Below are 14,338 nucleotides of genomic sequence, written 5' to 3'. Positions count from 1 at the left end.
TATTTTCAGTATAATAGACAGCAAAGGAAAAAAGATATATATAATATGTAAATTTTATGTGGAAATTCATAGTTTATAAAATTTGTATAGGAATTTATGACTAATTATTTCGAAATTACCCTAAATTGGTTAAGGCTTCCGCACGATTCTTTTTCTGAAAAACTGTAAGATACAAGATCATGCAGAGAATCAGCATTGTCCCAATAAACTGAAAGCTCCCAAAGGCAATTTTAAGCCAGAAAACACTTGTAATAACGGCTGTTAGAGGCTCAAGACTACCAAGTAAACTAGTTTCTTTTGGCGATAAATAATGTAAACTTGCAATATAAAACCAAAATGCCAACATTGTCCCGAAAATTACGATAAACAGAAAGTAAGCGATTGTAGAAAATGCCCAGTTTGACAGATCAATTTGCCATGGCTGATGGAAAAGACTCATCACAATCCCGCCAATAAGCATTGACCAGCCTACAACTAACAATGAATGAAACTGCTGTAAAAGCGAAACGGCATATAGCGTATAAAAAGCAGCCGAAAGACCAGATAATATCCCCCAAAATACGGCCATCGTTGGAACAGAAAGTGTAGACAATGAGCCATTTGTTAGTAATAAAAAAGTACCAATAAGTGTTAACGTCACAGCTATTCCATCCTGCCTTGTCAATTGACTGTGCTTCGTTATTAAATAATAGGCCATAATAAAGAGTGGTGCTAAGTATTGCAATAATGTTGCTACAGCAGAGTTACCTATAGCTATGGACATCATATACGTATATTGAACGGCCAGCATTCCAAGTAAACTAAATAAAATTTGTCTAAAAGCATTGTGCTTTGTTCGCCACATCACAAAAATAGACGCATGACGATGCGTAATTTTATAGGCAGTTATAAGTAAAAGGCCAGCTAAAAGAAGACGACTAGAAACAAGCCAGCCAACCTCTATATTTTCCTGCTGAAAAAGCTTTTGTGCGACCGTACCCCCAATACCCCAAAAACTTGCCCCTAGAATGACAAGAATATAACCAAGTGTACGATTTTTTGGTGCAGATTGATTCATCTTAAAACATCTCCTAAACTATCAATATAAAGAAATTATAAGGAATATTTAACAGAAGAAATATCGATTTAGTGACTTAAAAATATCAATATATTGAGGTGAACAAAGTAATGGTGTTAACACATATCAAAATTGCGAAAGATTTACAAGAGCTAACGTTACATGGGACGAAGGAATTTCCAGTTGCCTTATATGAGACGGTTATGCGATTAGATAGTCTGGATTTTTTACCGTTACATTGGCATAAGGAAATTCAATTTGTCTATGTGAAAAGCGGTCGTGTGGAATACCGAGTAGGAGCAGATGTCTTTGTACTTGAGGAGGGGGAGGGACTATTTGTCAATGCATCAGGATTACATGAAGCAAAGCCGTTTCAAATAGAGCGGGCTACAATTTTCTGTATTAATGTGGACCCATTGCTATTAGGCGGACACAAGAACAGTATTTTTACTACTAAATATGTCCTGCCGTATATAACGAGCAATAGACTGCCCTATGTAAAGCTTTCAGACCAGTTGGCGCAAAAAATTGAAATTGTGGCGAAATTACTGCAAGAGCAAGCCGTCTTTTATGAGCTAAAGGTATGGAGAGAGTTATTAGCCATTTGGGAAACTATTTTGTCCCAATCAATGCTAACTGAAGAAATACTTGATCCAGCAATGATTGTCCAGCATGAACGAGCGAAGGATATGCTTGATTATATCCATGCTCATTATCAAGAGAAAATTTCTTTAGAAAATTTAGCCGCACATGTATTTTTAAGTCGTGCAGAATGTAGCCGATTTTTCAAAAAAATGGTTGGCATTACACCATTCACATATTTACTAAACTATCGTCTTCGTAAAAGTATGGAGCTATTACGTGATAGTGAGGAATCGATCACCACAATTGCTACAACAACAGGCTTTAGTACAGTAAGCTACTATATTGATAAATTTAAGAAATATACAGGATACTCCCCATATGTTTATCGTAAACAATTTTTTGATAAGGATAGCAGCGTATAATTGTTCGAGGCAAGGGGTTATCCGTAGAAGAGAAGCGAAGATGTGATATATTTTTGAAAATTATCGGAATAGACCATACTGTTAATAGCTGAACTTATTGACAATGATAACCATTTAAAATAAAGTAAAGTTAATAATAAAGTTACCTTTACTATTAACTTTACTTAAAGGATGGATTGAGTGATGACGAAGGATAAAGAACTTATATATATGCTTGTGGAGGAAATAAATGAAGCTATTTATTCAATGGATAGCCATTTCATCAAGTTACATCAAAACTTAATTAGTGATGAATTATCACCTAAACAAATAATTCTTTTAGATTTTATTAAAAAAAATAGTCAAGTGACGATTGGACAGATTGCGAGTTATATGAATATAACTTCAAGTGCTGTTGGACAATTGGTTAGTAAACTTGAAGAGCAGCAATATGTATGTCGGAGCATTAATCCTGAAAATCGACGTGAAATATTTGTAAGTCTTGATACTTCCGGCATTACATATTTTGAAAGAGAAGAAGAAATAAAACGATTTATTATTTCGAGATACTATTCCAAGCTTGAATTAAGTGAGGTCGTGCAATTAAAAGAGATTGTGCAGAAGCTCAATCAAATTGTATTAAAGGAAGGAATTATCCATGAAATAAATGATAAAGGAGAGATGTAACATGGTTGCATTAAAGAACAAGCAAAATATATGGCTAGCATTTTTGTTACTCGTACTTGCTAGCAATTACACGCTTTATAACACTGGACTTGGTGTATCGATTTTACCAACCGAAACAAATGGAGTTGTTATTGGCTCATTAATTGATTTTGTTCTTGTTATACCAGTTTTATTTCTGTTATATAAAGGAAAGTTTTCTATAAAACAAGCGGTTATTTTAGCAGCAACTGGTTGTATTGCAGCTCGTTTTATTATCCCAATAGAACATCTGCAGCCATTTGTAGCCGTTACTTGGACTGGGTTTGCGATTGAAGGTACACTTCTATTATTAGAAATTTTGCTAGTTGCAACGCTTGTTCGTTATATGCCAAGAATTCTAGCGGATGTACGTTCAACTACTATACCCGATTTGTTCTCATTCTCAAAAGCAGTTGAAAAACATGCACCGAAGCATCCTATTATCAAAATTTTTTGCGCAGATTTTGTAGTATTTTACTACGCTTTTGCTAGTTGGAAGAGAAAAGAGCGATCTGGTTTAACCGTGCATAAAAACTCGAGCTATATTGCATTTATCATTATGCTAATCCATGGGACAGTTATTGAAACAATAGGGATTCATTGGTGGTTACATGAAAAATCAATCGTTCTTTCGATTTTATTACTTATTTTAAATGTATACACTGTTCTATTTTTTATAGCGGATATGCAGGCTATTCGTTTAAACCCTGTCCATGTAACATCTGATAAATTGTATTTGTCTTTAGGATTGATGAAACGAGCAGAAATTCGCTTTGAGCAGATTGAAGAACTTATTGAGGATAAGGAACAATTGGAAAGAAAATTATCCAAGGATACAGTTGGTTTTATAGCACGTGATTTTGAAGCGGTATATCCACAGTTTATTTTAAAAATGAAGGAGCCTGTGGAAGTGACTTTCATGTTTGGCCTGAAAAAACGTTATAACAGTGTAGCTATTAAAGCTGACCAAGCACAGGAATTTAGAAAAATGCTTATCCAAGGAATTGAAGATAATAAATAATAAACAACGGGTGCTAGCAAACAAAGCTGGCACCTATTTAATTTAGACATTAGGTCGGGTTGATTTATATACGTTGATTGCCCGGGAAAGCGCCTATTTGGAGTGGGGAATGTTTCTAGTTTTCAGAAGTGTATCGTTTAGCGTTTACTGTTAGGGGACATTCCGGTGGCTAAACAGATATGGAAAAGAAGCAATAACCTACCTACTTAATCTAGATGGGCTATTGCATTTAATATGTCTTCACACACCGCATCCCAAAATTGTTGCTGTACAGAATCGCAATACACATATAGCTCTTTATTTTGAACATGTTCATATAGCTCAGAAATCGCTTCTTTATGAAAATGGAGTCGATGATTTAATGCTTCTCGTTCTTCCTCAATACAAAACGATTTATACATTTCTGCGAGACGTTTAAGCTTCGCTAATTTTTGTTTCGTTCCTTCGTATTGTGTTTGATGAAATCGTCCTGCTGCGGTAGTCATAGAGATCTTTGCCCGATGCTCGGTATTTAACGTTCGCAATTCTTCCTGACGAATAGCCACACGATACCAAAACTCATAGCGAATAGGTAAGTCTTTTAGCTCGTATGTGAGCAAGGATTTTAAAATATAGCTAACATGCTCATAAGAGTCTATAGTCTTTTCTGATTCTTTAAACATACCAAACATACAGCCACCCCCGTTTAGTTTAATACTACGAATGAAGGGTAAAATCCTTTAAATTTCCTGTAATATTCATGGAAGTAATGAAACAATGAAAATCTCTGGATATTAATAGAAAACAGCTAAAATACAAGCTTAAGTTAGTGCGTTTATAAAAAAATAAATCTTGCTACATTTACTTATGTAACAAGACTTTAAAAGTTGAATGATAAAATTAAATAAAGTTTATATTTTGAGGTTTAGTTTTTTTATTATTCCCGCTACTAACAAAATCCACAGTAAACTGTTTCCAACAGAATGGGTTACAAAAGAGGCCCATGTTGAATTAGTAAACTGGGCGATCCATGGAGCAATAAGCATGCTAGGAAGCATATTGATAAAATGCCACTTCAAACAAGCATGAATAACCCAAGCCCAAAGTAATCCATTTACTACCCAAGCCCAGTTTCCGAAAATCTCTTGTTGAATAGGAAGGAAAAAACCTCTCCACATTATTTCTTCACTAAGCATAGCAAAAAGGTGTAACGGAATAAATATGGTTATCATTTTCCAATTGCCGTAAAGCGCAACACCAAAAAATTCTGATGGTGGAAATTCCATTCTTTTTAATGGATTAAATGGAGCTGGAAGATAACTTGGTGGGGCAAGCATTGGAAGTCGTGCAAAAAACTTTCCTAAAGGTTCGAGAAGCTGGTCAAAGATTATTGTAAAAATAATTGCTCCCACAACCCAATACCAATCGTTATCTGTTAAAGGATTAAAGCGAAACCTTTCCAAAATATTTTGCCATGTCCAAGTATTTCCCTCTAAATGATACAGTAGTAATGATACTGGAAATAAACTTATTACAGGAAACCATAGAAAGAACCAAAAAGCATAAATTAATGGCACACCCTTTTTAATGAATAGTGGTGTTCCGTAATAAACACCATAGTATACTAACGAACCTGTTATGCCGAAAATGAGTAACTGCACCAGATAGGACATTTGAAGTCTCCTTCTATAAAGAGGATATATTTACAAATAACATATAAGCACAAATTGTAATATTTTTCTATATATATTTTGTCGTCAACCAGCTCTAGATTTTGCCACACGGTAAGAATCTAGTGTGTTTTATGATGAAAAAAACGGATAAGTTATCACAAAATTCTCTATCTTTTGCATAGAAAAGGGCTGTTTTTGAAGAAATATGGAAATAGCATTTACAAAATAAAAATAAATGTGTTAACTTAAAAATGTAAACAGTTAACTTAAAAGAGGGGGGAGAGTTAACGATGCAACACTTTTGGGTTGTTGGAACGGACACAGATGTCGGTAAAACGGTTATCACTACATTACTGATGCGTCAATTACAAAAGCATGATTTACTAGTCACACCTTATAAGCCCGTGCAAACTGGCGAGATAAATGAGAATGGGCATGGCTATTACTACGATACAGCAATGTATGAAAAGTATTCATTACAAAAACTAAAGCAAGAAAATTTAAATGGCTATTCGTTTAAGGAAGCTGCATCACCACATTTTGCTGCACAACTGGAGGGTCAGCAAATAAATGTGGCGTATTTATTACGGCAAATGCAGTTGTTACAGGAAGCATACGATGTTGTGATTTGCGAGGGAGCAGGGGGGCTGTTTGTCCCATTAGATACATATGGGGAAAATACGCTTCTTGATGTCATCGTTCAAAGTAAGCTTCCAGCCCTGCTTGTCACGCGAACAACACTAGGAACGATTAACCATACATTGCTTACACTCGAGGCGTTACATGCTCGTAATGTTGAAGTTCTTGGCATTGTATTTAACGGAGACACAGGTAGTCAGATGGAACAAGATAATGTCAATACAATTCTACAACATCATGATTTGCCATATGCGACGATCCCAAAGCTTGGGGATATTTCACGGATTGTTGACTACTCTATTTCACACACTTCTTTGTTTGAAAGGTTGGTCAAATATGAAACAAGCATTAACTGAATTGCAGACGAGAGATTTACAGCATGTTTGGCATCCGTGCTCACAAATGAAGGACTATGAGCAATTTCCGCCAATTGTTATTCAAAAAGGACAAGGGGTATGGCTTTACGATGAAAATAATAATCGCTATTTAGATGCCGTATCTTCCTGGTGGGTCAATTTATTTGGACATGCGAATCCGCGTATAAGTCAAGCATTAAGCGATCAAGCGTTTACATTAGAGCATACAATCTTTGCGAATTTTTCACATGAGCCTGCCATTAAGGTGGCAGAAAAATTAGTCGCTTTAACGCCAGATGGTTTAAATAAAGTATTTTTTGCAGATAACGGCTCTTCTGCAATAGAAGTCGCATTAAAAATGAGTTTTCAATATCATATGCAGACGGGAAAAACGACGAAAAAGCGTTTTTTGGCTTTAACAGATGCTTATCACGGTGAAACACTTGGTGCCTTATCTGTTGGTGGAGTAGGGCTGTATAACGAAGTGTATCAGCCGCTTTTATTGGATACAGTACGTGCACAAGGACCGGATTGCTTCCGATGTCCTTTTCAAGAGAAACCAGGAAGCTGTCAAGCCCAATGTATACAGTTTGTTGAAGAGGAGCTTAGTCAGCACCATGAAGACATTACAGCTATTATTATTGAGCCACTCATTCAAGCAGCTGCAGGCATGAAAATGTATCCTCCACTATACTTGAAGCGATTACGAGAGCTTTGTACAAAATACGATGTGCATTTTATTGTAGATGAAATTGCAGTTGGCTTTGGACGAACAGGTACATTATTTGCCTGTGAGCAAGCGGGTATTGCGCCAGATTTTATGTGCTTATCAAAAGGTTTAACGGGTGGTTATTTGCCACTATCTGCAGTTTTAACGACTGATAATGTATTTGACGCATTTTATGATGATTACGGTACAATGAAAGCGTTTTTACACTCTCATAGCTATTCCGGTAATACACTTGCTTGTCGTGTGGCTTTAGAAGTTTTGACAATGTTTGAAGAGGAAAATGTGATCGATATGATACAAAACAAGGGTGAACATATGCGAGAGTTAGCTATGAATGCATTTGGGGAGTTGCCGTTTGTTGGGGAATATCGACAAGTAGGACTAGTTGGTGCAATAGAATTAGTCGCCAATCGTGAAACAAAGGAGCCGCTACCTAGTGAGGAACGAATCGGTTATCAAATCTATAAACGTGCCTTAGCAAAGGGCTTACTCATTCGTCCTCTCGGCAATATATTATATTTCATGCCTCCATACATTATATCGGATGATGAAATGCGTTTTATGATTGATACAACAAAAGAGACGATCATGCAATTTTTTAAGGAGCGGGAGGGAGTAAGTTGTTCAAACGACAATCAACACTGTCACTTGTGATGATTGCGATGTTTGCCGCTTTAACCGCAATCGGTGCATTTATTAAAATACCGCTACCAGTAGTGCCCTTTACATTACAAATAGTTTTTGTATTTTTAGCAGGCAGTTTGCTCGGCAGTCGCAATGGATTGCAAAGTCAGCTTGTCTACATAGGAGTTGGTTTAGTTGGTCTGCCAGTTTTTACGCAAGGTGGAGGCATCACTTATGTATTGCAACCAACATTTGGCTTCCTTATCGGTTTTGCACTGGCCGCTTTAGTAAGTGGTTTCATGATTGAAAGAGTGGATACGCCAACGAAAAAACATTTTATCGGTGCAAATATTGTCGGGCTTTTTATTATTTATGCGGTAGCAGTTCCATATTTATATGTGTCATTGAATTTTTGGTTACATATGAAAACGAGCTGGTCACATATTTTCGTAGTTGGCTTTTTAAACAGTATTGGTGCAGATTTTTGCTTAGCGATCGCTTCTGCATTTTTGGCCGAGCGACTTTACAAAGTATTTAATTCAGCAAGATCAATTACTTCTTTCAGCAGTAATCTCCCACCTCTATAGATGTGAGAGAAATGCAGATTTAAGTTATTTTCAGCAAATATCAAACATCAGCTGATATAGCCTCAGGAAGATTTCATGCAATTATACAAGTAGAGAGGGAGAATGTTAAATGAATTGGTTACAGTTAGCAGAGGAAGTTATTGCAGGGAAAATCATTAGCGATGTGGAGGCTCTTGCCATTTTAAATAGTGAAGATGATGAGCTTTTAAAGGTAATGGACGGTGCCTTTGCTATTCGTAAGCACTACTATGGGAAAAAAGTAAAATTAAATATGATTATGAATGCTAAGAGCGGTTATTGTCCAGAGGATTGTGGCTATTGTTCACAGTCATCTAAATCAACTGCACCGATTGAAAAATATCCATTCATTACGAAAGAGGAAATTTTGGCAGGGGCAAAACGAGCATTTGACAATAAAATTGGCACTTATTGCATCGTGGCAAGTGGTCGTGGGCCAACCCGAAAGGATGTCAATGTTGTAAGTGAAGCTGTTACAGAAATTAAAGAGAAGTATGGCTTAAAAGTATGTGCCTGTCTTGGCTTATTAAAAGAAGAACAGGCACAGCAATTAAAAGAGGCAGGGGTGGATCGTTACAATCATAACTTAAATACATCTGAACGACATCATTCCTATATTACTACGTCTCATACGTATGAAGATCGTGTTAATACGGTTGAAATTGCAAAAAAGCATGGAATATCACCTTGCTCAGGTGCCATTATCGGTATGAAGGAAACAAAGGAGGATGTCGTGAATATTGCGCGTGCACTTCATCAATTAGACGCGGATTCCATTCCGGTTAACTTCTTAAATGCGATTGATGGCACGAAACTAGAAGGGACGAAGGAATTAAATCCACGCTATTGTTTAAAGGTATTAGCGTTGTTCCGTTATATGAATCCAACAAAGGAAATTCGTATTTCTGGTGGTCGTGAAGTCAATCTTGGGTCACTTCAGCCACTAGGCTTATATGCAGCAAACAGTATCTTTGTTGGGGATTATTTAACAACTGAAGGACAAGAAGCAAACAGTGATTATCGTATGCTTGAGGATTTAGGCTTTGAAATTGAATTAACGGAAAAGCAAGCAGCAATTTGCTAAATAAAAACTTATGGAATAAAATCTACTACTACTACTTAATTATCATCGAATTGGAAAGTCGTATGTGCGTCGTGGAAAAGGCGTACATACGGCTTTTTTTTTTGGACGGATAAAATCGTAGAAATGCTCAGGTACCAAGAAAAGTGCTAACATTCGCTGAAAACCCGATGGCAACTAAGAGATAAAAAGTTACGGATCCTAAAACGAAAAGAACTGTTTTTATGCCTTAAAAAATCTGATTTTCACAAATTGTTCAATGAAAGCGTTTTGAAATTGAACAGTTTGTGAAGGGCTTCACATAATACTTTATTTTTGAAAAAATCGGCGTAAAATAAGAATTAAGTAAGGGATTGTTATAAAACAGTTTGAAAAAAGTATCACAGTTTTAAGTGGTTGTTATATTACAAAAACGAATTAGAGGGGAGAATTTAGCATGTGGGTTATTACAGTTTTTGATAAAAAGGACGTTCGGATTTTTGAGTATACAAACAAAGATGAGGCGACAAAGGCTTTAGCGAAATTTAAGAAACATGCAGTTTTAACGTATACAAAATAATTTTACATGAAAGTAAGCAACCCTTTTCGACGCTATAGCGCACGAAGCGGGTTGCTTCTTACGTTGCATAGATGTTCTTATAACACTATTCAATCTGTTGGGGAAGAAGTTAATATGATGAGAAATAAGCAAAGATGGTGTGAAAATTTCACACCATCTCTTATCAATAACTTTTAAATGCCTTTATAAAATGCTACCTAAGCGTTTAATACCTTCTCGGATGACTTCAGGTGTTGCATTCGTATAGTTTAGGCGCATTGTATTAACATCAGTTTTTGATGTATAGAATGGATCGCCAGGTACGAAGGCTACCTTTTGCTCCATCGCTTTATGGAAGACATCTACTGACGAAGTTCCATTGTTCATTGTAGCCCAAATGAACATTCCACCGTCTGGTCGTGTGTAGTCCACATGTGCTGGGAAAAACTCTTCCATTGCATTTAGCATAGCATCTGCTTGATTTTTATATAACGCTATAATTTTCTGAACGTGTTCCATATAGTCATTGTTTGCTAGATAATCATAAATGACATATTGAGCGAAAATATTTGTGTGCAGGTCAGTTGCTTGCTTCGCTGTTTCGATATGCTGCAGTAATTCTTTATTTTTTGTAATGATAAAGCCAAGACGCATTCCTGGTGTGACCGTTTTAGAGAAAGAACCTAGCAAAATACTATTTTCTAATTTACCAGCACCAATGTACGGTAGTGGCTCACCTTGGAAGCGTAATTCTCCATATGGATCATCCTCAATTAACGCTACATCCTTATATTTTGCCATGATTTCGCAAATTTGCTGACGTTTTTCTTTAGAATACGTAAGGCCTGTTGGGTTTTGGAAATTTGGAACTGTATATACGAATTTTACATTTGGCTGTTGTAGTGCATTCTCTAACTCTTCTAAGTTTAATCCATCATTTTCGAGTGTTACACCATAGAAAGTTGGCTCACTTAATGTGAAGGCTTGAATGGCACCTAAGTAACCGGGCTCCTCGATGACGATACCATCACCTTTGTTAATAAGTACTTTCCCAATTAATTCAAGAGCCTGCTGTGATCCAGTTGTAATAAATACATCGTCAGCATGGATATCTAGTCCGTGCACACGTTGATATTTTGCAGCAATGTACTCACGTAAAGGCGCATACCCTTGCGTAGAAGAGTATTGGAATAGACGACTACCATTTTCCGTAATGGCATGGTTCGCAGATGCCTTTAACGCTTCAATTGGGAAAGAGATTGGGTTTGGAAGCCCCCCTGCAAAAGAAATGACATCCTCAGATTCAGTTACTTTCAAAATATTTCGGATGAATGAGGACGGGGTATTTAAAATCTTTTCTGAAAATTGCATAATTTTTCATTCCTTTTTTCTGATTTTTTAAAAATTATATCATTGCCATCATATGCATACAATATTATCATTGTATGCAAGACAATGAAATATTGTATGCAAAAATTGAGAGAGAAGGAGCTTAGCTTAGAATATGCCAGTTAATTCGTTTGAAGAATATCCAATGAGTTGGAAACCGGACATTAGTAAAAGTTCGGCTCCATTATATATAGCAATAGCTGAACGGCTGGAACAAGATATAAAGGATGGAAAATTATCGCCAGGCACCAAACTACCTCCTCAACGTGAGTTAGCTGATTTTTTAGATGTTAATTTAAGCACGATCACGAGGGCTTTTAAACTTTGTGGCCAGAAGGGGCTTATTTATGCTTCTATCGGAAATGGTACATTCGTTTCATCTGATTCAGCGACAAACAAAATGTTATTACCAACAAATAAATCTTCTCAGATGATTGAAATGGGCCCTGTATTGCCAGAAAATCATGCGAATGAGGATATTACACGTTATATGAAAAAGATGATGAATGATCCTCATTTTAGTAAATTATTTCAGTACGGACGACCGGAAGGAAATGTGTGGCAAACGGAAGCGGCAATGAAGCTTTTGGAAAAGGTCAATTTTCAAACAGATCAACCTGTATTGCTTGGAGCGGGGGGACAAAATGCCATTGTTGGCACGTTAGCTGCGTTGTTTCAGCCAGGAGATCGAATTGGTACAGATCCCATTACATATGCAGGTATAAAAACAGCTGCAAATATGCTTGGTATTCAATTAGTGGCAATCCAACAAAGAAACGGTGAAATGACAAGGGAGGGGTTATTATACGCTTGTAAAAATGAGCATATAAAAGGTCTTTATGTTATTCCTGATTTTCATAATCCAACTACCCATACAATGTCAATGGAGACAAGAAAAATGATTGCGGAGGTTGCGAGGCGGAAAGGCTTAATCGTCATTGAGGATGCGATTTATAGTTTTCTTAAGGAGAAGCCGCTTGCACCAATAGCGTCCTATGCTCCTGAAAAGGTTATTTATATTGCTAGTGTATCAAAAACCATCTCACCTGGCTTACGACTATCCTATATCGTTACACCGCCAGCGCTACGAAAAAAAATAATGGAAACACTGTATAATATAAATATTTCAGTGTCTCTCATGATGGTGGAGCTTACAGCAAGGATGATTCACGATGGCGTTGCACAGACAATTTTAGAGAAGCACCGGTTGTATGCCAAGCAACAAAATGCCCTTGTCGATCAATATTTAGGGGAATATAACATTTTAGGAGAAGAAGAATGTATTTTCAGATGGCTTATACTCCCCGAAAAATTCACCAGCGTTCAGTTTGAATTACTAGCAGCAAAAGCTGGTGTGCAAGTGTATGCTGCCGAACGTTTTGCCGTAGGAAATGCGAAGCTAGTTAATGCAGTTCGTTTGGCCATCACTGCACCTGAAAATCAGCTTGAACAAGCACTCATCATTTTGAGGGAATTACTTGAAAGTGATGGTGACTATACATTTGTTGATTAATGTAAGGAAAGCTTATAATAAAAGTATGGAAAGAAAATTGTCATACAATAGCGCATAAAGGACGTAAATGAATAGTTTTTATGTGTCAATGAGTAGGAGCATGACCCTAGTCTAAAAGGTAAGCCAAAGTAAATGAGGAGATAGAACATGAATAAAGGAAGAATCATTTTACATATCGACCTTAATTGCTTTTATGCCTCTGTTGAACAAATATATGATCCCTCATTAAAAGGAAAACCCGTAGCCATCGCAGGTAATCCTAAAGAGCGTAGAGGTATTATTATTACGTGTAGTTACGAAGCAAGAGCAAGTGGTGTTTATACAACTATGAATGTCGGAGAGGCGCGGCGAAAGTGCCCAGAGTTAATAATACTTCCTCCTAATTTCGAACGGTATAGAGCTGCGTCCAAATCATTTTTTAATTTGTTGAAAGAGTATAGCGACATTCTCCAACCAGTTTCGATCGATGAAGGATATTTGCAACTTCCGATAGTAGAAGACCAAAATGTACTGCAACACGTAAAAAATATGCAAAATAGAATCTGGAACGAATTGCAACTCCCTTGTTCAATTGGTATTGCACCGAATAAATTTTTGGCGAAAATGGCAAGTGATATGAAAAAGCCAATGGGTATTACAATACTCCGAAAGCGTGATGTTCCGACAATATTGTGGCCGATGAATGTCATTGAGATGCATGGGGTTGGCAAAAGTACAGCCGAGAAATTGGGGAATATAGGAATTCGAACAATTGGAGAATTAGCTATAGCTGATGAATATGTATTAAAGCAAAACTTCGGCATTAATGGTTTACGGATGAAGCAAAAGGCAAATGGTGAAGATGATAGGCCTGTTGATCCAGAAGCTATATATGATACGAAAAGTGTAGGGAATTCAACAACACTTTCTCATGATACGACAGATAGAGATGAACTATATAAAGTAATCGCAACACTTTCTGAAAAGGTAGCGGACAGATTAAGGGCCAAGAAGCTTGCTGGCGTTACAGTAAGTATCATGATCCGTTCAGCTGATTGGGAAACTTGTACACGAAGTAAGTCCATCAATAACGCGATTCATGCAAAAGAGGATATCGTTGAGCATGCCTGGTATTTATTTAATAAGCATTGGGATGAGGAACCTGTACGATTACTAGGTGTTACCGTATCGAATGTTAGTGATATTAAAGAAACGACACAACAGCTAACGTTATTTAACTTTGAAGAGCATGTAAAAGATGAACCCATCATTAAACTGGTTGATCAAATCGAGCAAAAGTTTGGAAAAGGAACAATTTTGCGGGGTTCAGATATTGCCAAACCAGTAGGGAAATATCAAGCAAATACGAGTTTTAGTAAAGACTTTTGGGATGAACATAAGTAGAATAAATGAACAAACTTTAAGGATCAAACAGAAAACCGTCATTTCGATTTTAACCTTTT

The 14,338-nt window shown here is 36.7% G+C and carries 14 protein-coding genes; 10 read left to right on the top strand and 4 right to left on the bottom strand.

The window, feature by feature from the left end; genetic code table 11:
• Window positions 1-115: 115 nt before the first annotated feature.
• Complete coding sequence (locus C7Y47_RS01460) at window positions 116-1,057, bottom strand: DMT family transporter (RefSeq protein WP_142507143.1); 942 nt, start codon at window positions 1,055-1,057, stop codon at window positions 116-118.
• Window positions 1,058-1,167: 110 nt separating this feature from the next.
• On the opposite strand from C7Y47_RS01460, the gene C7Y47_RS01455 reads away from it, so the two are divergent.
• From C7Y47_RS01455 to C7Y47_RS01445, 3 genes are all read left to right on the top strand, one after another.
• On the top strand, window positions 1,168-2,064 hold the full coding sequence (locus C7Y47_RS01455; protein WP_142507142.1) for an AraC family transcriptional regulator: 897 nt from the start codon (window positions 1,168-1,170) through the stop codon (window positions 2,062-2,064).
• Window positions 2,065-2,247: 183 nt separating this feature from the next.
• On the top strand, window positions 2,248-2,730 hold the full coding sequence (locus C7Y47_RS01450) for a MarR family winged helix-turn-helix transcriptional regulator (protein WP_142507141.1): 483 nt from the start codon (window positions 2,248-2,250) through the stop codon (window positions 2,728-2,730).
• 1 nt (window position 2,731) lies between these two features.
• Complete coding sequence (locus C7Y47_RS01445; RefSeq protein WP_142507140.1) at window positions 2,732-3,769, top strand: beta-carotene 15,15'-monooxygenase; 1,038 nt, start codon at window positions 2,732-2,734, stop codon at window positions 3,767-3,769.
• A 206-nt stretch (window positions 3,770-3,975) separates the two neighbouring features.
• Here C7Y47_RS01445 and C7Y47_RS01440 read toward each other — a convergent pair whose 3' ends face one another.
• Together C7Y47_RS01440 and C7Y47_RS01435 are read right to left on the bottom strand one after the other, a co-directional pair.
• Entirely contained in the window at window positions 3,976-4,440 is a 465-nt protein-coding gene (locus tag C7Y47_RS01440; RefSeq protein ID WP_142507139.1) for a hypothetical protein, read from the bottom strand.
• A gap of 219 nt (window positions 4,441-4,659) precedes the next feature.
• Window positions 4,660-5,409 (bottom strand): CPBP family glutamic-type intramembrane protease, encoded by a 750-nt coding sequence (locus C7Y47_RS01435; RefSeq protein ID WP_185903365.1) that lies wholly within the window; start codon window positions 5,407-5,409, stop codon window positions 4,660-4,662.
• A 302-nt stretch (window positions 5,410-5,711) separates the two neighbouring features.
• Here C7Y47_RS01435 and bioD point away from each other — a divergent pair, with 302 nt between their 5' ends.
• The 5 genes from bioD to C7Y47_RS25385 all read left to right on the top strand — a co-directional run bounded on the left by bioD (window position 5,712) and on the right by C7Y47_RS25385 (window position 10,015).
• Window positions 5,712-6,416 carry a dethiobiotin synthase gene (bioD, locus tag C7Y47_RS01430; protein WP_142507137.1) on the top strand — a complete coding sequence of 235 codons (705 nt, stop codon included), beginning with the start codon at window positions 5,712-5,714 and terminating at the stop codon, window positions 6,414-6,416.
• On the top strand, window positions 6,397-7,800 hold the full coding sequence (gene bioA / locus C7Y47_RS01425; protein WP_142507136.1) for an adenosylmethionine--8-amino-7-oxononanoate transaminase: 1,404 nt from the start codon (window positions 6,397-6,399) through the stop codon (window positions 7,798-7,800). The genes bioD and bioA overlap by 20 nt, the downstream gene beginning before the upstream one ends.
• On the top strand, window positions 7,767-8,357 hold the full coding sequence (locus C7Y47_RS01420; protein ID WP_142507135.1) for a biotin transporter BioY: 591 nt from the start codon (window positions 7,767-7,769) through the stop codon (window positions 8,355-8,357). The genes bioA and C7Y47_RS01420 overlap by 34 nt, the downstream gene beginning before the upstream one ends.
• A gap of 109 nt (window positions 8,358-8,466) precedes the next feature.
• A complete protein-coding gene (gene bioB, locus C7Y47_RS01415) occupies window positions 8,467-9,459 on the top strand; it encodes a biotin synthase BioB (RefSeq protein WP_142507134.1) in 993 nt (330 codons plus the stop codon).
• A gap of 433 nt (window positions 9,460-9,892) precedes the next feature.
• On the top strand, window positions 9,893-10,015 hold the full coding sequence (locus C7Y47_RS25385) for a hypothetical protein (RefSeq protein ID WP_255504965.1): 123 nt from the start codon (window positions 9,893-9,895) through the stop codon (window positions 10,013-10,015).
• A 183-nt stretch (window positions 10,016-10,198) separates the two neighbouring features.
• On the opposite strand, the gene C7Y47_RS01410 is transcribed toward C7Y47_RS25385, so the two are convergent.
• Window positions 10,199-11,365, bottom strand: coding sequence for a PLP-dependent aminotransferase family protein (locus C7Y47_RS01410; protein WP_132356607.1), 1,167 nt, complete (start codon window positions 11,363-11,365; stop codon window positions 10,199-10,201).
• A gap of 133 nt (window positions 11,366-11,498) precedes the next feature.
• On the opposite strand from C7Y47_RS01410, the gene C7Y47_RS01405 reads away from it, so the two are divergent.
• Both C7Y47_RS01405 and C7Y47_RS01400 read left to right on the top strand, forming a co-directional pair.
• Window positions 11,499-12,896: a PLP-dependent aminotransferase family protein gene (locus C7Y47_RS01405; protein ID WP_142507133.1), complete on the top strand. Its 1,398-nt coding sequence runs from the start codon at window positions 11,499-11,501 to the stop codon at window positions 12,894-12,896.
• A 147-nt stretch (window positions 12,897-13,043) separates the two neighbouring features.
• The gene (locus C7Y47_RS01400) at window positions 13,044-14,279 is read left to right on the top strand and encodes a DNA polymerase IV (protein WP_142507132.1); all 1,236 of its coding nucleotides are present in this window, start codon (window positions 13,044-13,046) and stop codon (window positions 14,277-14,279) included.
• Window positions 14,280-14,338: the final 59 nt, after the last annotated feature.

The sequence above is a fragment of the Lysinibacillus sphaericus genome (assembly GCF_006864135.1).
Taxonomy (GTDB): Bacteria; Bacillota; Bacilli; order Bacillales_A; family Planococcaceae; genus Lysinibacillus.
This window is presented reverse-complemented; position numbering and strand designations above follow the sequence as displayed.